Source organism: Ruminococcus sp., assembly GCF_016287535.1.
Taxonomy (GTDB): Bacteria; Bacillota; Clostridia; order Oscillospirales; family Ruminococcaceae; genus Ruminococcus.
The window spans coordinates 160801-184904 of record NZ_JAEFAJ010000001.1 but is presented as its reverse complement, the minus strand read 5'-3'; the positions used below and the strand labels follow the sequence as shown (position 1 = coordinate 184904).

Genomic DNA, 24104 nt, shown 5'->3' with positions numbered 1-24104 from the left:
ATTTGGATATTCTCCCTGTGCTATAATAATAATACAGCTGAAAAGCTGATTATATGGGAGGAATGGCTGAGTTCGGGATATTACTCAGTCAAATAAAAAATATGAATATTGCTGTTGCACAGTCAGGCGGTCCGACCTGCGCTATAAATGCTTCCTTGGCAGGAGTATATAGTGCTGCAGGTCAGATCAAGGATATTGACAAGATTTATGGTGTGCTGAATGGTATCGAGGGTATCCTCAAAAATGAAATGGTGGACCTTTCAGAGAAGATCACGAGCGATGTAAGTTATCAGCTGCTTTTGCGTACTCCGTCGGCGGTACTTGGTTCATGCAGAAGAAAGCTGCCGGATCATAAGGTTGAATCAGAGATATACGAAAAGATAACGGAAATACTCCGAAAACGCGATGTCGGAATGTTTTTCTATATCGGCGGAAATGATTCTATGGATACTGTTGCAAAGTATTCGGCGTATCTGCGAGATAAAAAGATCGACGATATAAAAATGATCGGTATCCCCAAAACGATAGATAATGACCTTTGTGAAACAGATCATTCACCTGGATATGGTTCTGCGGCTAAGTATGTTGCTGCATCTGTACAGGAGATCACACGTGACAGTAATGTTTACAGTATACCATCGGTGACCGTTATTGAAACAATGGGACGTCATGCGGGCTGGCTTGCAGCTGCCGCATGCTGTATTCGTGCGAATGGCGAGAGCGCTCCGCATCTTGTTTATCTTCCCGAGACCACTTTCAGTATTGAAAGCTTTCTTTCTGACGTGAAAAACGAGATGAAGAAGCATAGGGCGGTAATAGTTGTTGTTTCTGAAGGCGTAAAGACCGCAGAAGGTAAATTTGCGGCTGAAGAATATCAGTCAGGGCAAAAAGATGTTTTCGGGCATAGTTATCTGTCTGGTATAGGAAAGTTCCTCGAAAAGCTTGTTGCAGCTGAGATCGGGTGTAAAGTCCGTTCGATAGAGCTTAATGTTATGCAGAGGTGTAGTTCTCATATTGCTTCTCTTGAAGATATTAAGTCATCAGAGGCTATAGGAATGGCTGCTGTCAAAGCTGGATTAAGCGGTAAATCAGGTTGTATGATGACTTTTGTGAGGGAATCAGATATGCCGTACAGTTACAGGATAGACACAGTAGACGCCGCAAAAGCAGCTAATTCGGAGAAATTCTTCCCAAGAGAATGGATAAACGAAGCAGGAAACAATGTTCTTGCGCCTGCATACGATTATATCATGCCTTTGATACAGGGCGAGCTTCACGCAATAATGAAAAACGGTATGCCATTGAATTTTGTTATATAAATAAATGTCCTTTATCAGAGAAAGGTATGAAAAAAGGAGAACCTTTAAAGGTTCTCCTTTAATTATTATGCTTTAGCTGGCATTTCGCCTTTCTTCAGTAAGAAGAGCTGTATTGCAAGTGCATCGTTTGTTGTAACGCCCTTTGCTGCGTCACAGTCAGCATTTGCAAGTCCGTCAGCTGTTATGTGGTGAGTATCTGTACCGTTCAAGCCGTACTTATCAGGATTAGCCAGTGACTGCATTATGAGAACTGCATCTGCCATATCAACTGAACCGTCGCAGTTAGCGTCACCGTAAGCGATATTGTCGTTTCCTGACTCAGATGAAGTGCTTGTTGTGGAAGTAACAGTAGTTGTGCCTGTGGGCTTTGTTGTTGTCGTTGTAGTACCTTCTTCACTGTCGTGGGATACAACAAAACCACTTGCATTGCCTGCTGTAGTTCCGTCAGGTTCTGTACCCCAGATGAGTCTATCACCTGCATAAAGAGTAACCTTATCAGTGATAGCAGCAGCTGAGTTATCGTCCTCAAAGCTTACGAGATCAGCATAGCTGTAGTCGTTTGAAGAATCCCACTCAGGATACTCGTTTGTCTCTGGATCCATCTTTGTTGTAAGCGCGAACTGGTATACACGGCTTCCGTAGAACTTGCAGTCCTTCCATGTAACTTCAACGTAATATGTTCCGTCGTCGTCATACTTTACAGGATCGGAAAGCACAGCGTGTGACTTGTTGTTTGTGTAGCCTGCTTCCTGATCGTAGTCGATACGGGGAACAAGGTAATCCACGTCATAGCCGTTATCGAGAAGCTCCTTGATGTTGAAGAAGTATCTTGCCTTTACATCACACTCAAATCTCGGAGGATTGATCGTTCTGTTGTGGAGAACAAGCTTGAGCTGGATACCGTCTGCCTTCTCCTGTGCCTTACCGCCTGATACGAAGTATCCAACGGGGAGGGGATCGCCGTTTTCGTCTACCTGATCGTAGCCGATAGCGTTTTCAGACATATTAAAGTCTTCAATGACGTAGTTCTCGTCCTCATACTCCTTGCCCTTTGTACCGTAGTAGTGGTACAGTCCTGCAAGGTCGCCGCAGAAACCTGCGTTATAGTCGTCGGTAACTTCGTTGTAGATATAGTCCTTTGTCTCGTCAACGTGCTCGTCTTTAAGGCCGGGACCTCCAACGAGAGCACCCCAGAGAGTGTGTACCTGGATTATCGGGTCGTCCATGCTCTGTGTAGCTGAGCAGTGTGATGAACGGTGATGCGGATGTGAAGCAAAGTTATATTCGTAACCTACTTCGTAAGCATAACCCATAGGGTTCTTACCGAGAATGTATTCCATCTGAGCCTTTGCCCAAGGGAGGAATACTTCATCACCGGTTGTCTTGGCGTAAACACAAGCGCAGAGACCTGCTGCAGTATTGTAACGTGCGGAACCGTAACCTGAAACAACAGCCCAGCCGTTGGGAGACTTAGCGATGAAGTCACCGCTTGTCTCACTGTCGGGGAGATCAGCAATCTGATCGCAAGTCATCGGCATATTCCAGAGATAATCGTCTCTGCCGAAATACTTATGACTGTGAACAGGCTCATAGCCCCAATCAGAGCAGTCAGTTGTCTTGGAACAGCCTGACCAGAACTCAAGGTTGTAACGGAAGATATACCAGTCACGTGCAGTATTTGTAACAGGAGCAAGCTTTGCGAAAACACCGCCCCAAACAGTATCCCAGCAGTGAACCCAGATATTCTGCCAGCAGTTGCCTGTATCAGTAATGATACGTTTCATATAGCCTGTGTAAGCGTAAGAAGGCTGCTGACCAGTCTGAGCCTGTTCATCATATGAACCACTGTCAGAAATCGGCTTAGAAGTATCAACTGAGATAATATCGTCTATATAATCATAGTTTTCGGTACAGTAGTAGAGCCATACGGCAGCCCAGGCAAGTTCATCGTAGTCATAGCTGGATGTATAGAAACCGCCATCGTAACCAAGGCTTGAGTTGCTTGGTACCATACCGGGCTCCCATTCCTCAATGTGTGTCTTTACAGCAAAGTCATAAAGAGCCTTTGCGTACTTGAGACACTTTTCAGCATATTCAGGTTCAGTATCCTTGAAGTTGAGGTAGTTTATAGCGAGTGAAGCGGCTGCACCTGCACACTGGTCGGAAGCAGGCATTTCCTCTGTTGCAAAGTAAGCGGGACGCTTAACAGCACAAGAAGATGAAGCGACCATTGTGTTGTCCTGCTGAAGTTCAGGCGGACACCAGTAGTTATGGTCGTTGTTACCTTCGCCTACCTGATAGCAGTAAGCAATAACATTGTCATTATCATCCATGAAAGTTGCTTTCATGAAGTAGTCGTTGATCCAGTGAAGCTCATCTTCAACGTGCTTCTGAAGACCGAGTTCCTCATAGGAATCACGGAATTCATAGTAACCCCAGCCAACTGTGGATGCAGAATAGCTGCCGGGGAGACCGAACTTAACGTGGTCACCTGCGTCGTGCCAGCCGCCTGTGAGGTCAAGAGTGCCGTTTCCGTCGGGATCAAGGTACTTTCTGTTCTTCTCGATAAATGAAGAACTCATATTTACACCGACATAGAGGTCGGGATCGTCGTCACCGAGATTTGGCTTTGCCTTTCCGCTGTCGCCCTGTCCGAGACCCTGATCTTCCTTCAGCTGATCGTCAGACTTGCCCTTACCAACAGTAGGCATCGGGCTCATAGGCTGTAGCGGGATCTCGCCGTCGATTACGTGACAGTTTGAACGCCATGAATAATAGCCGTCATCCGCCACCTCATCACCGCACTTGTTTGCATCATAGAAGCACAGTGCAAGCTGCAGAGCCTCTGCAAAATTATGGTAGTTGTTTTCCTTGCCCTCGGTGATAACCGCAGCATTTGCGCCTGTCAGGAGACTGCATGACATAAGTGTAGCAGCAGCAGACAAGCAGGCTAATGATTTTTTGAGCATCTTCGCCTTGTCCATTTAGATCTTCCTTTCAAGAGTAATTTTTCGAACGCTTCTCTGCCTTGAGAGCATTCTTTTTTCACGTTTTTATTTGAGCAGATTCTTCCCCTTGAGTCTGTCAAAAACTATATTATATCCGTCGTTTCCGTCCTTTAATGAACGGTTGACTCTGCTTATGGTAGCGGTACTTGCACCTGTTTCGGTTACGATGCTGTTATAGACGCGGTGTTCGTCAAGGAGCCTTGCGACATGAAGGCGCTGAGCAAATGATTTCAGCTCAATGCTTGTACAGAGATCATCAAAGAACTTATAGCAGTCATCAATGGATTCAAGTGTAAGAATGGCTTCAAAAAGCAGGTCCATGCTTTCAGATTTTATCTTGTCTATCATATTAATTCTCCAATCTGCCATAAAGGCATAACCAAACAATTTCTTACTAAACATTTTAACACATTATTCCGTAAAAGTAAAGCCCTTTTTTATACAAAAGGAAAATGTTTGTTTGTTATAATACAATAAGAAATAAATTACACCTTTGTGTATATCATACCACATTCTTAACAAAAAGTAAAGTAAAATTTCCTGAAATCGCAAATTTTGGCGTAACATACCAAATCTTCGCAAGTTTTCGTATAAATCAACAAATATCAGTATTTGTTAACTGTAGATAATGCTGATTTGTATCAGCAATTAATTATGGAAAATACTTTTATGGTAAATTATTTTATCGCCATGCTGCTATGAGGGGGTTGAATTTTTTTAAGCTTTATAGTATAATATCTATGAACAGCTTTTTGTTCACAAGGATATGATACCATGAGAAATGCGGTGATTTTATGGAACAAACCATTAAAAGTGATAAAAATATAGAGGAATCCAATATTCTTTATACTGTTGCTATGAGGGGGCTTGTTGCTTTCCCGAAAATGGTGATGCATTTTGATGTTTCGCGCAGCAAGTCTATGGCTGCCGTTGAACGCTCACTCAAAGAGGGAGGAAAACTTTTTCTCGTTACTCAGCATGAAGCGTACATAGATAATCCCAAAGCATCGGATCTTTACAAAGTCGGAGTTGTTGCCGAGATAAAACAGGTACTGAAGCTTCCGGACAATGTTATGAAAGTGCTTGTTGAAGGTGTATACAAGGCAAATCTTGTAAGACTTATTGATGACGGTGAAGTGCTTAAAGCAGAGGTAAGGCGTACTCCTACCTATTCACGTATAAAGTATGACGAAGTTGAAGCTGAGGCTCTCATGCGTTCAATAAAGGACGTATTCGAGAGATATGCTTCATTTTTCCCTAAAATGCCGAAGGAACTCCTGAATTCAATTATGACTCAGGATTCGCCTGTAAAGCTTTTTGAAACAGTAACATTCAACTGCAACCTTAATTACAGAGACAAGCAGACACTTCTTGAGGAGACAAGTATTATCAACAAGCTTTCCGTTCTCTTTGCCTGTCTTACCTCGGAGGTCGAAATACTCGAACTTGAAAACCTCATTAACGAGCAGACTAAAAACAGCATTGACAAAGGACAGCGTGAGTTTTATCTTCGTGAGCAGCTCAGAGTCATTCAGGAGCAGCTTGGTGAAGATGAGGGCGAAGAAGCTTTCGGTTATATAAATGATATAATGGATCTCAAAATGGATGAAAAGAGCAAGGAAAAGCTCCTGAAGGAAGCGGATAAGCTCACAAAGCTTCCTCCGGCATCCCAGGAGGCGTTCGTAATCAAGAATTATCTTGACACAGTTCTTGATCTGCCGTGGGGGAAGTATACGAAGGCAAAACTTTCCATGGATAAGGCTGAGGCTGTGCTTGAAAAAGATCACTATGGTCTTAAAAAGGTCAAGGAACGTATACTTGAATTTCTTGCGGTCCATATGCTGAATCCTGAGATCAAGGGACAGATTATCTGTCTTGCGGGACCTCCAGGTATAGGAAAGACTTCGATCGCTAAATCCATTGCTAAAGCAATGGGCAGGAAATATGCGAGAGTTTCTCTCGGCGGCGTCCGTGATGAGGCAGATATCAGAGGACACAGAAAAACCTATGTCGGCGCTATGCCGGGACGTGTTATTACAGCGATCACGCAGGCAGGCTCTGCTAATCCGCTTATACTTTTTGACGAGATCGACAAGCTGTGCAGTGACATAAAAGGCGATCCTTCATCCGCGATGCTTGAAGTTCTTGATGCAGAGCAGAACTATGCGTTCAGGGATCATTTCCTTGAAATACCGTTCGATCTGAGCAAAGCTGTATTTATAACAACAGCCAACAATGTAAGTGCGATTCCCGCACCGCTGCTTGACCGAATGGAAGTTATCGAACTTCCGAGCTATACAGCTGAGGAAAAATTCCATATCGCAAAGGAACACCTTATTCCCAAGCAGCTGAAAGAACACGGGCTTAGAGCTTCACAGCTCAGAATAGCTGATGATACGATAAATGAGCTCATACAGTATTATACAAAGGAAGCCGGTGTGCGTTCTCTTGAACGATGCATAGCTTCGCTTTGCAGAAAAACAGCCAAGAAAATAGCTGCCGGTGAAGTCAGCCGTGTTTCTGTCAAGGCAAAGGATCTGAACGAACTTCTTGGCATACGCAGATATACTGGGGATCTTTCTTCAAAGAATGATCAGGTAGGCGTTGTAAACGGTCTTGCGTGGACCTCTGTAGGCGGCGTGTTAATGCCGATTGAAGTCCTTGTTATGAAGGGAACAGGTAAGATCGAAGTCACAGGTTCTCTGGGCGATGTTATGAAGGAAAGTTCAAGGATAGCTGTAAGCTATGTGCGCAGTATTGCCGAGAAATACAAGATAGATCCGGATTTTTACAAGGATAAGGATATACATATACACGCTCCGGAAGGAGCTGTTCCTAAGGACGGACCGTCTGCCGGCGTCACTATGACAACTGCACTTGTTTCAGCTCTGTCAGGTCTTAAAGTCAGATCAGACATTGCCATGACAGGCGAGGTTACTCTTCACGGAAAGGTGCTTCCCATCGGCGGACTGCGTGAAAAAACCATGGCTGCTTATAAAGCGGGCATAAAAACTGTTATCATTCCGGAAGAAAACAAGCCGGATCTTGAGGAAGTTGATAATGTTGTCAAGGACTCGATAGGCTTTGTTTACGCATCTGACCTGAAAGATGTACTTGGTGAGGCGCTTGTAAAATAAGTTGGTAAGGAGGAGCAAAGGTGAAACTGAATTACAATAAAGCTGAGTTTTCAGCGTCTTACGGAAAGTTTTCACAGATACCGGCTCCGGATCGTATTGAAATAGCTTTTGCAGGACATTCAAACGTCGGAAAGTCCACGCTTATAAACAGGCTTTTTAACCGTAAGAATCTTGCCCGTGTCAGTTCTGTACCGGGAAAAACGGCTACCATAAATTTTTATGGTCTTGAGCACATATATTTTGTTGACCTTCCCGGTTACGGATATGCCAAGGTCGCAAAATCCGAGAAGGAGCGCTGGGCAGGACTTATAGAAGGTTATCTTGGTGCGGACAGGGATATACGGCTTGTGTTCATGCTTGTGGATATGCGCCATGCTCCCACAAAGGATGACGTTCACATGATAAATTTCCTTATTGATACAGAGATGCCTTTTGTACTTGTTCTTACAAAAGCTGATAAGCTGAACAAGACGGAACGCGCCAAACGAATGGAAGCTTTCAGAGATGAGATACCATGCTTTGAGGATATTCACTGTATACCTTTTTCCTCCCAGACCTTGGAGGGCGTGGAAGAGCTCAGAAAGATCGTTGAGGATATCGCAGATGACAATGACGTCACTGTTGAATAAATACACACGAAAGGATGTTAAATATGTTTGTATCCGAAAATTTGAGCGTTAATTCTGCCGGACACCTTACTGTCGGAGGCGTTGACACCGTGGAGCTGACAAAGGAATACGGCACTCCGCTCTATGTTATGGACGAACAGGTTGTCAGAAACAGTCTCAGGCGTTTTCACGACAGTATGAATAAGTACTATGGCGGCATGGGAGAAGTCCACTACGCAAGCAAGGCTTTTTCCTGTATGGAAATGTGCAGGATAGTCGCAAGTGAGGGCGACGGTCTTGATGTTGTTTCGATAGGTGAGCTTTACACAGCTGTAAAAGCAGGATTTCCGATGGAAAAAATAGGCTTCCATGGTAACAACAAGACTGATGAGGAACTGGAGTATGCTGTAAAGGTCGGTGTTGGTCACATAATAGTCGATAATATCAGCGAGCTTCACAGGCTTGAAAGAATAGCTGAGAAGAAAAATGCACAGCCCAGGATCATGTTCCGTATAAAGCCGGGAATAGATGCTCATACACATGATTTCGTAAAAACAGGGCAGATAGACAGCAAATTCGGATTTGCTCTTGAAACGGGAGAAGCATTTGAAGCTGTAAAAGAAGCTGTAAACTGTAAAAATGTCAGACTTTTCGGACTTCATTGCCATATTGGTTCGCAGATCTTTGATATCGCGCCTTTTGAAGAAGCCGCAAGGGTAATGCTGTCATTTATTGCAAAGATAAAGAGCGAGCTGAACTACGAGATAGAAGGACTTAATCTTGGCGGCGGATTCGGTATAAGGTACGTAGCCGAGAATGATCCTAAGCCCTTTGAGGTATATCTTGAAAAAGTGTCAGAAGTCGTTAAAGCTGAGTGTGCTTCACTTGGACTTAAACTTCCGAAAATGTTCATAGAGCCCGGACGTTCAATCGCAGGTCCTGCCGGAATAACACTTTATACGGTCGGTGCTCGTAAGGAAATACCGAACATCAGGACATATATTTCCGTAGACGGCGGCATGGCTGATAATCCGAGATATATCCTTTACGGTTCGGAGTACGATGCGGTTGTGGCTAACAAGGCGGGCGAAGAAAAAAGCGAAAAAGTAACCATTGCCGGAAAATGCTGTGAAAGCGGTGACCTTATCGGTGAGAATATGCCTCTTCAGCACGCGGACTCCGGTGATATCATCGCTGTCTGTGCGACAGGAGCCTATAATTACTCAATGTCCTCAAATTATAACAGGCTCCAGAAGCCTGCTGTAGTTTTTGTGAACGATGGCAAGTCAAGGATCGTTGTAAAGAGGGAAACTCTTGATGATATAATCAGGAACGACATATAAAAAATAAACAGGTGTGCAAGGATAGCTTCACACCTGTTTTTTATAGTTTTTTCCCTGCCATGTATCCAGTTCGGCCAATCTTTTGTCGATACCGCCGAGAACGGATATCTTGTCAGCGCTCCATGAAGGAGCTAAGAGCTTTGACTTGTCACCGTCACCCGTTATCCTTTCAATAACAGTTTGCGGAGGCAGCAGTTCAAGCTGCTTAACAATTATATCGATATATTCATCACGCTCAAGCAGACGGATATCTCTCTTTTGAAACATATCAGCAAGAGTGGTGCCTTTTATAACATGAAGCATCTGGAGCTTTACCGCGTCAGGGGAAAGCTTTGCAAGTTCAGCGGCGGTTTTTATCATCATTTCAGCATCTTCGCCCGGCAGACCGTTTATAACGTGTATACAGGTACGGATACCGTTTGATTTAAGTTTGCGAAACCCCTTCAGAAATTCATCGTGTGTGTAACAGCGGTTTATTATGTCTATGGTCTTTTCATGACAGCTCTGCATTCCGAGTTCAACAGTAAGGTCAGTTTTTCGGCTGATATCGGAAAGAAGGCCGATAACATCATCAGGCAGACAATCTGCACGTGTTCCGACAGATATTCCGCATACACTGGGATCATTGAGCACTGAACAGTATATTTCACGCAGTTTGCTGACAGGAGCGTATGTATTGGTATTAGCCTGAAAATATGCAATAAAACGTGCGCTGTCACCGTACTTGCTGAAAATACGTTTTTCTTCACTTTTTAACTGTGACATGACGTCAAGTTCACCGTGTGTGAAATAACCGCTTCCGCCATCACAGAAAATACACCCGCCTCTGCCCTTGGTTCCATCGATGTTCGGACAGGTAAAACCGCAGTCAAGTACAGCTTTATGTATTTTCTGACCATATTTGATGAGATTGTGGTAATTCAGCGTGTGATAGCGCTTATTGTCGTTTGAATATTCAAAAGGACTTCTTTTCATGGCTTCACTCCTTGTAAAAATATGTTATCATATTCATCAGTAATTGTCAATATTTAGTGTTCGGAAAATAAAATCGCAATATATGGCTGAATTATCTATTGACATTTTGCACAAAGTGAGTTAAAATATAAGAGTAACAGAAAAGCGGGGGAAAACAGTGGATAAAAATATTGTTCTTATTGGTATGCCTGGAGTCGGAAAAAGTACCATAGGTGTGATTCTTGCAAAGCTGCTGGGATACAGATTCGTTGATACAGATATTGTTATCCAGGAAGAAGAGAAAAAACTTCTTAAAGAAATAATTGCAGAAAAAGGAACAGAAGGATTTATTGAAACTGAGAACAGGATAATCAAAGGATTAAAAGCTGAACGGTCTGTTATTGCGACCGGCGGAAGTGCTGTATACGGTGCTGAGGCGATGAAAAATCTTTCCGATGACGGCATTGTTATATATCTGAAGCTTGATTACAGTAAACTAAGATACCGGCTTGGTAATATCAAAAATCGCGGCGTAGTTATCAGGGAAGGGCAGTCTCTGAGCGGACTGTACAAAGAAAGGGCGCCTATATATGAAAAATATGCGGATATCATTATTGATGAGAACAGTTGCAATGTTGAGAAAACTATAATTAAAATTCTTGATGCGCTCGATGAATATTTGTAAGAAATCAACAATGCTCGCTGTGCTGACAGGTTCGATTTGCACAATTTTATGTTTTGTTTAAAAAGTTCTTTGACTTTTAGCTAATTATGTGTTATAATGTAAAATAGGATTATTTTTAAAAGTAATTATAAGACTTCCGCGCCGTCTATGCAGTTGATCTGCTTTGGCTTTCGGATATCGGAAAGGAATAAAAATGTCTAAAATAATTGCTGTTACTTCAGGAAAAGGCGGAACCGGTAAATCTACCGTTTGCGCAGGAATCGGCTACACTCTCGCTAAACAGGGACACAGGACGCTTATCATCGAGCTTGATTTCGGTCTGAGATGCCTTGATATCATCTTCGGCGTTGAAGAAAATATAAGGTATGATCTCGGCGATGTACTGAACGGAAAGAAAACTGCTCTTGAAGCAGTTGCACAGATACCTATGGCTTCAAATCTGAATATTCTCTGCGCTCCAAAAACGCTTACAGCGGTGAACGCTGAGCAGATCGTTGAAATATGCCGTTCTGTAAAGAAATACTTCGAGTACATCATTATTGATACAGGTGCCGGAATAAATTCCCATGTTTTCGATATTGTTGAACAGGCAAATCTTATTCTTGTGATATCCACACCTGATCCGGTCTGCATAAGAGATGCAAGTCTTATGTCGGATGAGTTCTATAATAGAGGAAACAAGAGCCAGCGGCTTATCATAAATAAGATCAGCAAGAAGATAATCGGTGCGGAGCTGATATCCAACCTTGATGAGATAATCGACAAGGTGGGCGTACAGCTCATCGGTGTTATTCCGGATGACTTCAAAATGACTGTTGCTACCGGTAAGGGCAATCCTATTCCTACCGACAGCGAAGCTCTCAAGGCTTTTGACGCAATATCAAAAAGACTCGGCGGAGAATTCATTCCGCTTACAGTTAAAACTGTATAAAACATGAAATATATCCGCTTAGCGGGGAAAGGGCATTATAATGAAAATCGCAATTATAGCACATGATGCGAAAAAAGAGCTTATGGTACAGTTCTGCAGCGCTTACTGCGGAATCCTTTCAAAGCATACTCTTATAGCTACAAATACAACAGGAAAGCAGGTAAGCGAAGCTACCGGTCTTCCTATAAAAAGATATCTCAGCGGTCAGGGAGGAGCTGAACAGATCCTTGCGCTTCTTTCGTGCAACGAGGTTGATGTTCTTCTTTTCTTCCGCGATCCGATCAATCCAAAGGCAGCAGATGTTCACGGCATGAACCTTCTCAGACTTTGTGATGTTCACAACGTACCTGTTGCAACAAACATCGCTACCGCAGAAGCGCTTATCCTTGCACTCGAAAGAGGAGATCTTGATTGGCGTGAAGTCGGTAATCCGAGTATCTGAATCATCAATTGTCCCTTTCAAAGGGACAATTTTCATGTAAAAACATACAGGAAAGGCTTGAAATATATGGCAATAAATATCAAACGTCCGAATGGAACAGAAGACGTTCTGCCTAAAGATGTCTATAAATGGCATACGGTTGAAAAGATAGCACGGGAGACCGCTGAAAGCTTCGGCTTTTCTGAGATAAGGATCCCGACTTTTGAAAATACTGATCTTTTCCTTCGTTCTGTAGGAGAAACTACAGATGTGGTGCAGAAGGAAATGTATACGGTAAAGGCAAAGGAGACAGAGTTTACCCTTCGTCCAGAGGGAACTGCAGGAACAATCCGAGCTATGCTTCAGAACGGTCTTCTTAATGAAGCGCTTCCGCAAAAGGTATATTATTTACTGTCCTGTTTCCGACATGAGCGTCCGCAGGCAGGAAGACTGCGCGAATTCCATCAGTTCGGACTTGAAATGGCAGGAAGTGCCGCTCCTACTGCTGATGCAGAGGTCATCTCTCTCGCAAAAACACTTCTTACCAGACTTGGTCTGAAAAATATCGAACTGAATATAAATTCCATCGGTTGTCCGACCTGCCGTGCCAAGTACCACGAAGCACTCAGAGCTTATTTTGAGCCTCACAAGGAAGAAATCTGTGATACCTGCAAGGAGCGTCTCGCAAAGAATCCCATGAGGCTTCTTGACTGCAAGAGCCCTATTTGTCAGGGAATCGCCAAAGATGCACCTGTTATCACGGATTATCTCTGTGAAGAATGTGATGAACATTTCAGAAAGCTTCAGACCTATCTTACAAATCTTGGTATTGAATTTAAGGTAAATCCAAAGATCGTAAGAGGACTTGATTATTATACAAAAACTGTCTTTGAGTTCGTTACCACAGAGATCGGCGCACAGGGAACTGTTTGCGGCGGAGGCAGATATGACGGACTTATCGAACAGCTTGGCGGTCAGCATACACCTGCGCTTGGCTTTGCAATGGGTATAGAAAGGCTCCTTCTTGTTATGGATAAGCAGAATTGTGATTTCCTTACTCCGAAAAAATGTGATATTTATTTTGCCACAATGGGCGATGCTGCTCTTGAAAAAGCTATGGAGCTTGTAAAAGAGCTCCGTGAATTCGGATACTGCGCGGAATATGATCTGATGGGCAGAGGAATAAAAGCTCAGATGAAGTACGCTAATAAGATCGGAGCAGCTTATACAATGGTTCTCGGTGATAATGAGCTTGAAAGCGGCAAGGCAAAGCTGAAAGAAATGGAAAGCGGCAACGAGGTAGAAATGCTTCTGAACGAAAAATTCACAGCTAACTTTGAAAACGAATACTTTAATAAAATTCTCGATGTAATGGACGAAGACGGAAACGGCTCGCTGTTCACATTCGCAGGGGAGGACAAATAAGATGGCAGATAATATGAAAGGTCTCAAACGTACACATTACTGCGGAGAAGTGACTGAGGCCGGAAAAGAAGTTGTAGTCGGCGGATTCGTTGACAGAATAAGAGATAAGGGCGGAGTTATTTTTATCGTTCTCAGAGACAGGACCGGTGTTGTTCAGCTCCTTTTCAATGATGAAACAGACCGCGGACTGTTTGAAAAAGCTGCTTCATGCAAGAGTGAATATGTTCTTATGGCGAAGGGAGAAGTGCGCGAGCGTGAAAGCAAGAACGACAAGCTTAAAACAGGAAATGTTGAGATTTTTGTCAATGACCTCAGGATACTTGCCAAGGCGCAGACACCTCCTTTTGAGATAGTTAATGAAACAAAGGTAAATGACGAGCTCAGACTTAAATACCGTTATCTTGATCTCAGACGTGCACCGCTGCAGCAGAATATCATCATGCGCCATGAGATAGCTAAGGTGACACGTGAGTATTTCTATGAGAACGGCTTCCTTGAAATAGAGACTCCTATGATGATGAAATCCACTCCTGAGGGCGCAAGGGACTATCTTATCCCGTCAAGAGTACATCCGGGCAAGTTCTATGCTCTTCCGCAGTCTCCTCAGATCTATAAACAGCTCCTTATGGTATCAGGATATGACAGGTATATACAGCTTGCACGCTGCTTCCGTGATGAAGACCTCAGAGCAGACCGTCAGCCTGAATTCACACAGATAGACCTTGAAATGTCATTTGTTGACGCTGAGGATATTCAGGAGTGTGTTGAAGGTTTTATTCAGAGAGTATTCAAGGAGGTAATCGGTGTTGACGTTCCAACTCCGCTTCCGAGAATTACCTTTGCAGACGCTATGAACCGTTATGGTTCTGATAAGCCTGATACACGTTTCGGCTTTGAGATACAGGATATCACAGATACTGTAAAGGATATTGATTTTGTGGTATTCAGGAGTGCTATTGAAGATGGCGGTTCAGTATGTGCGATAAACGTAAAGAACGGTGCTGCAACTTACACCCGTAAGGAGATAGACAAGCTTGTTGAACACGCAAAGGGAATCGGCGCTAAGGGACTTGCTTATATACGTTGGGCTGATGAACCGAACTGCTCATTCAAGAAATTTCTTGCCGACGGAGAGCTTGAAAAAATATGCGCCGCAGTTGATGCGCATGAAGGCGATCTTGTTCTTATATGTGCTGACAGGACAAAAACTGTTCTTGCAACGCTTGGTGCGATAAGACTTATATGCGGTAAGAGACTTGACGTTATTCCTGAGGATAAGTATAATTTCCTCTGGATCACAGAAATGCCGTTCTTCGAGCATGATGACGAAAATAATACATGGGTAGCGGCTCATCATCCGTTCACAATGCCTATGGAAGAGTGCCTTGAGTACCTTGACAGTGATCCTGCAAATGTACGTGCAAAGGCGTGGGATCTTGTACTTAACGGAACAGAGCTATCAAGCGGCTCTATGCGTATTACGGACTATGAGCTTCAGCAGAAGATGTTTGAGGCTCTCGGTATGACTGATGAAGAGATACAGGCTAAATTCGGATTCCTTGTTGACGCTTACAGATATGGTGCGCCGCCTCACGGTGGAATGGGCATTGGTCTTGACAGACTTGCAATGATAATGTGCAAGGCTGACAGTCTCCGTGACGTTACGGCGTTCCCGAAGGTCCAGAACGCAAGTGAGCTGATGTCCGAATGTCCCTCATACGTTGACGATGAAAGCCTTGATGTTCTTGGCATAAGCGTTGTAAAAAAAGAAGGTGAGTAATAAGTATTACGCAGTCTGTGGTATAGTTGACATTGACGGCAATATTCTCTTTGTCAGGCATACTTACGGACCGGCAAAAGAACGTATACTGATACCTGGCGGTTATCTGAAGGAAGGAGAGCTTCCTTCGGAAGCCGTGAAAAGAGAAGTATTTGAAGAAACAGGTGTTGATGCTTCTGCTGAATCGGTGTTTGCCGTACAGTTCCGTTCGGAGCAGTGGATAATTGTTTTCCGAATGAAATATTTATCAGGTGAGCCTCATTCCGATGGCTATGAGAACAGCGAAGTTCTCTTGCTTACTCCTGAGGAAGCGGTAAAAAGAAATGATATCACAAATATGAGCCGTGCCATTCTCAATGCATATATCGATGATAAGGAAAATACGCTGAAAAAAGGCGAATACAGGTCGATATCCCTGAAAGCAGGGGAATATGAGATATTTGGTGTGTGAATGTACTGAAAAAGTATAAAAAGTCAAAGATTATTATTGACTTTTTTCGTGATATGGAGTATAATATTAACTATAAACTTAATAATTTTTAAGGGAGCTGTCTGTAGGGTGGGCTCCCTTTGTCTTTATTGTTAGATTTATTTAATAATTCCAATATTGACTAATTGAAAAATAGATGTTATAATCAAGTTATTAAATGACTTTGGGTCATTTTTAGGAGGTGTATATATGGCATCTGAGGCAGTAAAAAGGATCCTTGAGGCTGAAGCACTTTCAGATAAAAAAAATGCGGAGGCGCGTAAACAGCGGGATGATATAATCAGTAACGCTACCGGTCGGTCTGCACTGGCTATACAGAAAAAGCTCGGTGAAGCTCATACGGAATTATCAAAGCTTAAAGCTGATTATGACAGGAAACTTGAAAACTACAGAAAAAACGCAGAAGCTGAATGTCAGAAGAAAAATGACAGCATAAAACAGCAAGCTGATAAGAATACCGGCAAAGCTGTTGATGAAATAATCAGCCGCTATTTTTGAGATCTGCCTTCGAAAAGGAGAGTGATGTGATAGATGGCGATATTAAAAATGAAAAAGATCGAGCTCATAGCGATGCTTACTGACAGTAAGAAAATTATTGAGCTCCTTCAGCGGCGCGGAGTCGTTGAGATAACGCGAAATGACGATGAAGAACTTGAAAACACTAATGTAACGGCTGTTGTTGGTGAATTTGACAAGTTCAGGAATACGGCTGTTCAGGCTCTGGAAATCATAGATTATATTGCACCGGAAAAAGCCGGTTTCAGAGATCTTCTCGGAGGAAAGACGGAAGTTGAAAAGCATGAATTCGGCAAGGAAGCCATGCATATGGAACAGGTAATGGGAGCTGCAAATGAAATCATAAAGAATCAGCGCTTTATTACCGAAGCTGCAAACTCTGTCTCTCAGCTGCAGATAAAGTGCGATATGCTTGAAAGATGGAAGTCTCTGGATGTTCCTCTCAATTTTAAAGGAACTGCTACCACGGCTGTATATATAGGAACTCTGCCTTATTTGACAACCGCAGAGGAACTTGAAGAAAAGCTCCCTGAAAACTGCAGTGTTGAAGTCATAAACGCTGCCAAGGAACAGACAAACCTTTTTGTAATTTGCAGTAAGGCTTCTTATGAAGAAGCTGGTGATGTTCTTAGAAAGCTTGCTTTTTCCCATGTATCCGATCCTGAAGGCAAGACTCCGTCGGAGCTGATCTCATCGTATATGGCTGAAATCAAGAAGCTTGACTCAGATACGGAAAAAGCAAAGGAGAATATAATAAAGCTTTCCGAAAACAGGCAGCAGCTCAGATTCGTAATAGACTATCTCCAGATGAGAAAGGAAAAATATGACGCTTTGAGCGGTCTTGGTTTTACAGAAAGCACCTTCGTCCTCAATGGTTATATTCCCGAAAAATTTACCGGATCACTTGAAAAGGAGATCAAGTCGAAGTATACGGCAGCGATATCCTTTACCGATCCTTCTGATGATGAAGATGTACCTGTATTGCTTGAAAACAGCAAGTTTTCAACACCTATAGAAGAGATAACAAAAATGTATGCAATGCCAGCGAAGGGTGATGTTGATCCTACACCGGTAATGTCGTTTTTCTATTACCTTTTCTTCGGTATGATGCTTTCAGACGCCGGTTACGGTCTGCTGATGGTGATCGGAACGACAATAGCACTTAGGAAATTCAAACTTGAAGACACTATGAGAAAAACATTGACAATGTTCAGAAACTGTGGCATATCAACTGTATTCTGGGGTGCATTGTTTGGCAGTTGGTTCGGTGATATCGTACAGGTTGTCGCAAGTAATTTCTTTGATAAGGAGATCGGCAGTATTGCCTTATGGTTTGAACCTATTACCGATCCTGTAAAACTACTGCTCGTGTCTTTCGGACTCGGCATACTGCATCTGCTGCTTGGTGTGACGGTATCTTTCAAAATGACGTGGGATACAGGCAAAAAGCTTGATGCAATATTTGACGCATTGCCGATATACCTTATAGTTCTTGGCATAGCTCCTGTAGGTGCCGGAATGTTCATGATTGTTTCGGAGCCTCTCAGAACGACAGGACTGTATATGCTTGTCGCAGGCGTTATAATTCTTGTACTTACGGCAGGCAGGACTTCCAGATCAATATTCGGAAAGTTCTTTGGAGGCGTGTATGCACTTTATAATACTGCTACAGGCTATTTCGGAGACATACTTTCATATTCCCGTTTGCTTGCTCTCGGACTTGCAACAGGTTCCATTGCAAGCGTTATAAACCTTATCGGCACGATGCCCGAAAATAAAATAGTAAAGCTTATAGTACTGATTGTCGTATTTGTGATCGGTCATATTGCGAACCTTGCAATAAATCTGCTTGGTGCGTATGTCCATACAGACAGATTGCAGTTCGTTGAGCTTTTCAGTAAATTTTACACAGGCGGCGGTCGTGAATTTGCACCGCTTACTGTTAATACCAAGTATATAAAATTCAAGGAGGAAAATTCAAATGACTAACGGATTAGTATTAGCTTTAATAGGAGCTGCACTTGCAGCGCTTCTTGCAGGAATAGGTTCTGCAAAGGGAGTAAGCCTTGTGGGTGAAGCTGCATCAGGAGTTGTTTCAGTGGATCCGTCAAAATTCAGCAAGGTTCTTCTTCTCGAACTTCTTCCGGGTACTCAGGGCCTTTACGGACTTATTGCTGCAATGTTCATTCTTATCCGTACAAATGTACTCAGCGGAAACGCTGCCGAGCTCACTGTACAGGAGGGACTTGCTTTTCTTGCAGCTTCACTTCCGATCGCTATCGTAGGTCTTGTATCCGGCATCATGCAGGGAAGAGCTGCCGCGGCAGGCGTAAGCATTACTGCAAAGAAGCCCGAACATAACGGTAAAGCTATCATCATGGCAGCTATGGTCGAGACCTATGCTATCCTTGCACTTCTTGTATCAGTTCTTATAATAATGAAGATCAATGTATAATGGAGGTAGAGATATGTCAGGACTTGACGAGATCCTTAACCTCATCGAAGCTCAGCAGAAACAGACTGAAGACAGCATTATAAAAGCGGCGGTAAGCAAGGCTGATGCGATAAAAGCAGAAGGTGATTCCAAAGCTCAGAAGGCATATGACGACTTTATGAAAAGATCATCTGCACAGGCTGAAAAGGATTTTGAAAATGCCTGTAATTCAGTAGATGCAGACATGAAGCGCAAGATGCTTTCATGTAAAGTTGAACTGATAGAACAGACGATTGAAAAGACGATCGAAAAGCTTAAAGGACTGCCCGATAAGGAATACTTTGATATGATACTCAGCCTTGCGGATAAACATATCCAGTCCGGGAAGGGCATTATCAGCTTCGGAAGCAGAGACCTTTCAAGGATACCTTCTGATTTTGAAGGCAGGATAAATGAACTTGCAAAGAAAAAAGGCGGACAGATTGTACTGTCAGATAAACCGTCCGATATCGAAGACGGTTTCATATTGAGTTACGGACTTATCTCCGAAAATTGCAGTTTTCGCTCGATGATCGAATCCGAGAAGGATTCCATACGTGATACGGCTGCAAGAGTTCTGTTCGGGTAGGTGATATCATGAACGGTACAAAGTATGCAAATGCTGTAGGTGCGATAAGAGCGATGGAAAACTCACTTCTTTCAAGAAGTGATATAGATCAGCTTATAAATTCACGCAGCAAAGCTGAAGCGGAAGCTGTCATTTCTTCAAAGACGGGCTCATCTTCGGGATCTGATACACTTGTCTCAGTATGGGAAATGCTTCATGAATACGCACCTGATTGCAAAGAACTTGAAATACTGCTTTACAAAAATGATTTTCACAATCTTAAAGCTGTACTGAAGGCAGTAATTTCAAACAGAGATCCATCAAATTATTATATATATCCGTCAAACGTGGAAATGCCAGTTCTTGTTGATTCAATAAACAGCAGGGACTACAGTATGCTGCCAGAGTATATGCGAAAGACGGCTGCTGAGGCTTATGAGCTCGTGACCAATACTCTTGACGGACAGCTTTCCGATTCGCTTATAGATAAAGCGGCATTGCAGGCTATGCAAAAAAGCTCTGAGGAGTGCGGAAGTGAATTCATACAGAAATACTCTCAGCTTATGACTGCCTGCGCAGATATAAAGACTGCATACAGGTGCAGCCTTCTCAATAAATCTGTCGACTTCATGGAAAATGCCATATGCGGCAGTAAGGAACTCGGCAGTGAAGAGCTTTTGAAGGCAGCTCTCAGCGGTACTGAATCTCTGTTTTCTTTTTTGGAAAGCACGCCTTACAGTGATGCGGCAGCTCTTTTGAAGATCTCGCCCGCAAAATTTGAAAAATGGTGCGATGATGCAATAATGGAGCTCGCTGAAACTGCGAGGATGCAGGCTTTCGGTTCCGACCCGCTTGCGGCATATTATATTGCAAAGGAAACAGAAATAAAGAATATACGTATCCTTACAGTATGCAAGGAGTTTGGGGCTGATAAAGCAACTATCACGGAAAGGATGAGAAAGCTATATGTATAAAGCAGCTGTTATCGGTGACAGTGCAAGCGTTTCGGGATTTGCTGCTCTCGGTCTTTCTGTTTTCCGTGAGACCGAGCCAGAAGCGGTCACTAAACTTATTTCACGGCTTGCGGCAAATGATTTTGCGGTAATATATATTACCGAACCTGCTGCGGCTCTTGTAAAGGATACAATAAATAAATACAGGAGCTCAAAGCTTCCGTCCATCGTGCTTATACCTGCAATAGAAGGAAACACAGGCGAAGGAATGATGGCTTTGCATGAAGCAGTTGAAAAGGCTGTCGGCTCCGATATATTAAATTAGGAAAGAGGCGGATAAGTATAAATGAACAGCAAAGGTACTATCATAAAAATATCAGGACCACTTGTAGTTGCTGAAGGCATGAGAGATGCCAATATGTTCGATGTTGTCCGTGTAAGTGATAAACGTCTTATCGGCGAGATAATCGAAATGCACGGTGATCGTGCATCAATACAGGTTTACGAGGAGACCTCAGGTCTCGGAACAGGTGAAAGCGTAGAATCCACAGGCGAGCCTATGAGCGTCGAACTCGGTCCCGGTCTTATCGGAAGCATTTTCGACGGTATACAGCGTCCGCTTGACGATATAAGAAAAGTATGCGGCAATAATCTTCAGAGAGGTGTAGAAGTTCCGTCTTTAAAAAGGGAACCTCTCTGGAAGTTTTCTCCCTCTGTAAAAAAAGGCGACAGAGTTGTCGGCGGAGATATTATCGGTACAGTTCCGGAAACGGATATAGTTCTCCATAAAATAATGGTGCCGAACGGCATTGAGGGAACTGTAAAATCAATTTCAGAAGGCGAGTTTCATGCAAATGATACAGTCTGTGTTATCGAGACCCCTAAAGGTGATAAAGAACTGTCGCTTATTCAGAAATGGCCTGTAAGACGCGGCAGACCATATATGAAAAAACTTTCGCCTGAAATGCCTCTTGTTACCGGTCAGAGAGTGGTTGACTGCCTGTTCCCGATAGCAAAAGGCGGTGTAGCAGCCATACCCGGACCATTTGGAAGCGGAAAGACCGTAACACAGCATCAGCTGGCAAAATGGGCAGAAGCTGACATTATAGTTTATATCGGCTGCGGAGAACGCGGAAACGAAATGACGGACGTTCTGAATGAATTTCCTGAGCTTATTGATCCGAATACAGGAAAATCACTTATGGAACGAACCGTTCTTATCGCAAACACATCTGATATGCCTGTTGCAGCCCGTGAAGCTTCCGTTTATACAGGTATAACTATTGCGGAATACTACCGTGATATGGGTTATTCGGTTGCGCTTATGGCTGATTCCACTTCACGCTGGGCCGAGGCTCTTCGTGAAATGTCAGGACGTCTTGAGGAAATGCCCGGTGATGAAGGCTATCCCGCATACCTCGGAAGCCGTCTTGCTCAGTTCTATGAACGTGCGGGAAGAGTTATATCCACTGGCTCTGACGGCAGGGAAGGAGCGCTTTCTGTTATCGGTGCAGTATCTCCTCCCGGCGGTGATATATCAGAACCGGTATCCCAGGCAACTCTGCGTATAGTCAAGGTATTCTGGGGACTCGACTCAAATCTTGCATATCAGAGACATTTTCCGGCTATAAACTGGCTGACAAGCTATTCGCTCTATGCAGATTCACTTGCTGAATGGTACAACAATAATGTTTCAAAGGACTGGATGAAATGCAGAGCGCGTTTCATGGAGCTTCTCCATGAAGAAGCTGAGCTCAAGGAAATAGTCAAGCTCGTAGGTATGGACGCTTTGTCACCGAATGACCGACTGAAAATGGAAACGGCACGTTCGATACGTGAGGACTTCCTGCATCAGCTTGCGTTCCATGAGGTGGATACGTATACCAGCCTGAAAAAACAGTTATATATGATGAAGCTGATCCTGAACTTCAATGATGAAGCATATGAAAGCATCAAGAAGGGCGCAGACATCGAAGCTGTAGCAAACCTTGCTGTCAGGGAAAAGATCGGACGATTCAAGTATGTTGAAGAAAAGAATACAGATGCAGAATTCGACAAGCTCTCAGTGGAGATCTCCTCAGAGCTCAATGAGCTGCTTGACAAGGAGGAAGACTGATGCCAAGGGAATACAGAACTATCGAAGAAGCGGCAGGTCCTCTGCTGCTTGTAAAGGATGTTGAGAATGTAACTTACGGCGAGCTTGCGGAGATAAGACTTAAAAACGGCGAAAAGAGAAGGTGCAGGGTACTTGAGATAAATGGTACAAATGCTCTTGTTCAGCTTTTTGAAAACGCCGCAGGTATAAACCTTCAGGACAGCAGTGTTGTATTTTCAGGTCATCAGATGGAACTCGGAGTTTCAGAGGATATGCTTGGACGTGTATTTGACGGACTGGGCAGACCTATAGACGACGGTCCGGAAATTATACCCGAAATGCGACTTGACGTAAACGGACTTCCTATGAACCCTGTTGCAAGAAAGTATCCTCAGGAGTTCATACAGACCGGTGTATCCGCTATCGACGGACTTAACACTCTTGTAAGAGGTCAGAAGCTCCCTATCTTTTCAGCAAGTGGACTTCCTCACGCACAGCTTGCTGCGCAGATAGCACGTCAGGCAAGGGTACGTGGAAAAGATGAGCAGTTTGCAGTTGTATTTGCCGCTATGGGTATCACATTCGAGGAATCTGAGTATTTCGTTCAGAGTTTCAAGAGCACAGGTGCCCTTGACAGAACTGTGCTTTTCATTAATCTCGCGAACGATTCTGCTATCGAGCGTCTTGCCACACCCAAAATGGCTCTTACAGCCGCTGAATATCTTGCGTTTGAAAAGGGTATGCACGTACTTGTAATCCTTACAGATATCACAAACTATGCGGACGCTCTCCGTGAGGTATCTGCCGCACGTAAGGAGGTACCCGGTCGAAGAGGATATCCGGGATATATGTATACCGATCTTGCGACTATATATGAGCGCGCAGGCCGTCAGAACGGAAAAGAGGGAAGTATCACGATGATACCTATCCTTACTATGCCTGAGGACGATAAGACCCATCCTATTCCCGATCTGACAGGATACATCACTGAGGGACAGATAATCCTTTCACGTGAACTGTACAGAAAGGGCGTTACTCCTCCTGTAGATGTACTTCCGTCTCTTTCCCGACTCAAGGATAAGGGCATAGGCGAAGGAAAGACACGTGCCGATCACTCCGATACGATGAACCAGCTTTTCTCCGCTTACGCACGAGGAAAGGACGCAAAGGAGCTTATGGTAGTTCTCGGCGAAGCTGCTCTTACGCCTGTTGATCTGATATATGCTAAGTTTGCGGATGAATTTGAGAAAAAATACGTTTCTCAGGGATTTGAAAATAACAGAAGCATTGAAGATACTCTCGCTATAGGCTGGGAACTTCTTAAAATGCTTCCGAGGAGCGAGCTCAGAAGAATACGTGAGGAATATCTCGTAAAGTATTATGATACTCAGAAATGAG

21 protein-coding genes are annotated in these 24104 nt (G+C 43.6%); 18 read left to right on the top strand and 3 right to left on the bottom strand.

Features of this window, described 5'->3' with window-relative positions; all coding sequences use genetic code 11:
* Positions 1-101: 101 nt before the first annotated feature.
* On the top strand, positions 102-1319 hold the full coding sequence (locus tag QZZ36_RS00875) for a 6-phosphofructokinase (protein ID WP_295075633.1): 1218 nt from the start codon (positions 102-104) through the stop codon (positions 1317-1319).
* Positions 1320-1384: 65 nt separating this feature from the next.
* Here QZZ36_RS00875 and QZZ36_RS00870 read toward each other — a convergent pair whose 3' ends face one another.
* Together QZZ36_RS00870 and QZZ36_RS00865 are read right to left on the bottom strand one after the other, a co-directional pair.
* Positions 1385-4303, bottom strand: a complete 2919-nt coding sequence (locus QZZ36_RS00870) for a glycoside hydrolase family 9 protein (protein ID WP_295075274.1) — start codon at positions 4301-4303, stop codon at positions 1385-1387.
* A 69-nt stretch (positions 4304-4372) separates the two neighbouring features.
* Positions 4373-4675 carry a YerC/YecD family TrpR-related protein gene (locus QZZ36_RS00865; protein WP_295075271.1) on the bottom strand — a complete coding sequence of 101 codons (303 nt, stop codon included), beginning with the start codon at positions 4673-4675 and terminating at the stop codon, positions 4373-4375.
* Positions 4676-5121: 446 nt separating this feature from the next.
* Between QZZ36_RS00865 and lon the strand changes: the two genes are divergently transcribed.
* From lon to lysA, 3 genes are read left to right on the top strand one after another with little or no spacing between them, the layout of a single operon-like run.
* Positions 5122-7464: an endopeptidase La gene (gene lon / locus QZZ36_RS00860; RefSeq protein ID WP_295075268.1), complete on the top strand. Its 2343-nt coding sequence runs from the start codon at positions 5122-5124 to the stop codon at positions 7462-7464.
* 26 nt (positions 7465-7490) lie between these two features.
* Positions 7491-8093: a ribosome biogenesis GTP-binding protein YihA/YsxC gene (yihA, locus tag QZZ36_RS00855; RefSeq protein ID WP_295075630.1), complete on the top strand. Its 603-nt coding sequence runs from the start codon at positions 7491-7493 to the stop codon at positions 8091-8093.
* A gap of 23 nt (positions 8094-8116) precedes the next feature.
* A complete protein-coding gene (gene lysA / locus QZZ36_RS00850) occupies positions 8117-9415 on the top strand; it encodes a diaminopimelate decarboxylase (RefSeq protein ID WP_295075265.1) in 1299 nt (432 codons plus the stop codon).
* Positions 9416-9442: 27 nt separating this feature from the next.
* Here lysA and QZZ36_RS00845 read toward each other — a convergent pair whose 3' ends face one another.
* Entirely contained in the window at positions 9443-10390 is a 948-nt protein-coding gene (locus QZZ36_RS00845) for a TIGR01212 family radical SAM protein (RefSeq protein WP_295075262.1), read from the bottom strand.
* A 157-nt stretch (positions 10391-10547) separates the two neighbouring features.
* Here QZZ36_RS00845 and QZZ36_RS00840 point away from each other — a divergent pair, with 157 nt between their 5' ends.
* From QZZ36_RS00840 to QZZ36_RS00775, 14 genes are all read left to right on the top strand, one after another.
* Positions 10548-11054: a shikimate kinase gene (locus QZZ36_RS00840; RefSeq protein ID WP_295075259.1), complete on the top strand. Its 507-nt coding sequence runs from the start codon at positions 10548-10550 to the stop codon at positions 11052-11054.
* Between the two features lie 193 nt (positions 11055-11247).
* A complete protein-coding gene (locus tag QZZ36_RS00835; protein WP_295075256.1) occupies positions 11248-11985 on the top strand; it encodes an AAA family ATPase in 738 nt (245 codons plus the stop codon).
* 40 nt (positions 11986-12025) lie between these two features.
* Positions 12026-12427: a methylglyoxal synthase gene (locus QZZ36_RS00830; RefSeq protein ID WP_009984662.1), complete on the top strand. Its 402-nt coding sequence runs from the start codon at positions 12026-12028 to the stop codon at positions 12425-12427.
* Positions 12428-12493: 66 nt separating this feature from the next.
* Positions 12494-13831, top strand: coding sequence for a histidine--tRNA ligase (hisS, locus tag QZZ36_RS00825; RefSeq protein WP_295075253.1), 1338 nt, complete (start codon positions 12494-12496; stop codon positions 13829-13831).
* A gap of 1 nt (position 13832) precedes the next feature.
* Positions 13833-15611, top strand: a complete 1779-nt coding sequence (gene aspS, locus QZZ36_RS00820; RefSeq protein WP_295075251.1) for an aspartate--tRNA ligase — start codon at positions 13833-13835, stop codon at positions 15609-15611.
* Entirely contained in the window at positions 15604-16062 is a 459-nt protein-coding gene (locus QZZ36_RS00815) for an NUDIX hydrolase (RefSeq protein WP_295075249.1), read from the top strand. The genes aspS and QZZ36_RS00815 overlap by 8 nt, the downstream gene beginning before the upstream one ends.
* 228 nt (positions 16063-16290) lie before the next feature.
* Positions 16291-16599, top strand: a complete 309-nt coding sequence (locus QZZ36_RS00810) for a hypothetical protein (RefSeq protein ID WP_295075246.1) — start codon at positions 16291-16293, stop codon at positions 16597-16599.
* Between the two features lie 33 nt (positions 16600-16632).
* Positions 16633-18606, top strand: a complete 1974-nt coding sequence (locus QZZ36_RS00805) for a V-type ATP synthase subunit I (protein ID WP_295075243.1) — start codon at positions 16633-16635, stop codon at positions 18604-18606.
* Complete coding sequence (locus QZZ36_RS00800; RefSeq protein ID WP_295075241.1) at positions 18599-19072, top strand: V-type ATP synthase subunit K; 474 nt, start codon at positions 18599-18601, stop codon at positions 19070-19072. The genes QZZ36_RS00805 and QZZ36_RS00800 overlap by 8 nt, the downstream gene beginning before the upstream one ends.
* Positions 19073-19085: 13 nt before the next feature.
* Positions 19086-19679, top strand: a complete 594-nt coding sequence (locus QZZ36_RS00795; protein ID WP_295075238.1) for a V-type ATP synthase subunit E family protein — start codon at positions 19086-19088, stop codon at positions 19677-19679.
* Between the two features lie 8 nt (positions 19680-19687).
* Positions 19688-20632, top strand: coding sequence for a V-type ATPase subunit (locus tag QZZ36_RS00790; protein ID WP_295075235.1), 945 nt, complete (start codon positions 19688-19690; stop codon positions 20630-20632).
* On the top strand, positions 20625-20936 hold the full coding sequence (locus tag QZZ36_RS00785; protein ID WP_295075232.1) for a V-type ATP synthase subunit F: 312 nt from the start codon (positions 20625-20627) through the stop codon (positions 20934-20936). The genes QZZ36_RS00790 and QZZ36_RS00785 overlap by 8 nt, the downstream gene beginning before the upstream one ends.
* 21 nt (positions 20937-20957) lie before the next feature.
* Positions 20958-22727, top strand: coding sequence for a V-type ATP synthase subunit A (locus tag QZZ36_RS00780; protein ID WP_295075229.1), 1770 nt, complete (start codon positions 20958-20960; stop codon positions 22725-22727).
* Positions 22727-24103, top strand: coding sequence for a V-type ATP synthase subunit B (locus tag QZZ36_RS00775; RefSeq protein WP_295075226.1), 1377 nt, complete (start codon positions 22727-22729; stop codon positions 24101-24103). The genes QZZ36_RS00780 and QZZ36_RS00775 overlap by 1 nt, the downstream gene beginning before the upstream one ends.
* Position 24104 lies beyond the last annotated feature (1 nt).

Coding starts and splice junctions, on each gene's coding strand:
- QZZ36_RS00875 (WP_295075633.1), top strand. CDS start 102: ATGAATATTGCTGTTGCACAGTCAGGCGGTCCGACCTGCGCTATAAAT.
- QZZ36_RS00870 (WP_295075274.1), bottom strand. CDS start 4,303: ATGGACAAGGCGAAGATGCTCAAAAAATCATTAGCCTGCTTGTCTGCT.
- QZZ36_RS00865 (WP_295075271.1), bottom strand. CDS start 4,675: ATGATAGACAAGATAAAATCTGAAAGCATGGACCTGCTTTTTGAAGCC.
- lon (WP_295075268.1), top strand. CDS start 5,122: ATGGAACAAACCATTAAAAGTGATAAAAATATAGAGGAATCCAATATT.
- lysA (WP_295075265.1), top strand. CDS start 8,117: ATGTTTGTATCCGAAAATTTGAGCGTTAATTCTGCCGGACACCTTACT.
- QZZ36_RS00845 (WP_295075262.1), bottom strand. CDS start 10,390: ATGAAAAGAAGTCCTTTTGAATATTCAAACGACAATAAGCGCTATCAC.
- QZZ36_RS00835 (WP_295075256.1), top strand. CDS start 11,248: ATGTCTAAAATAATTGCTGTTACTTCAGGAAAAGGCGGAACCGGTAAA.
- QZZ36_RS00830 (WP_009984662.1), top strand. CDS start 12,026: ATGAAAATCGCAATTATAGCACATGATGCGAAAAAAGAGCTTATGGTA.
- hisS (WP_295075253.1), top strand. CDS start 12,494: ATGGCAATAAATATCAAACGTCCGAATGGAACAGAAGACGTTCTGCCT.
- aspS (WP_295075251.1), top strand. CDS start 13,833: ATGGCAGATAATATGAAAGGTCTCAAACGTACACATTACTGCGGAGAA.
- QZZ36_RS00810 (WP_295075246.1), top strand. CDS start 16,291: ATGGCATCTGAGGCAGTAAAAAGGATCCTTGAGGCTGAAGCACTTTCA.
- QZZ36_RS00805 (WP_295075243.1), top strand. CDS start 16,633: ATGGCGATATTAAAAATGAAAAAGATCGAGCTCATAGCGATGCTTACT.
- QZZ36_RS00800 (WP_295075241.1), top strand. CDS start 18,599: ATGACTAACGGATTAGTATTAGCTTTAATAGGAGCTGCACTTGCAGCG.
- QZZ36_RS00795 (WP_295075238.1), top strand. CDS start 19,086: ATGTCAGGACTTGACGAGATCCTTAACCTCATCGAAGCTCAGCAGAAA.
- QZZ36_RS00790 (WP_295075235.1), top strand. CDS start 19,688: ATGAACGGTACAAAGTATGCAAATGCTGTAGGTGCGATAAGAGCGATG.
- QZZ36_RS00785 (WP_295075232.1), top strand. CDS start 20,625: ATGTATAAAGCAGCTGTTATCGGTGACAGTGCAAGCGTTTCGGGATTT.
- QZZ36_RS00780 (WP_295075229.1), top strand. CDS start 20,958: ATGAACAGCAAAGGTACTATCATAAAAATATCAGGACCACTTGTAGTT.
- QZZ36_RS00775 (WP_295075226.1), top strand. CDS start 22,727: ATGCCAAGGGAATACAGAACTATCGAAGAAGCGGCAGGTCCTCTGCTG.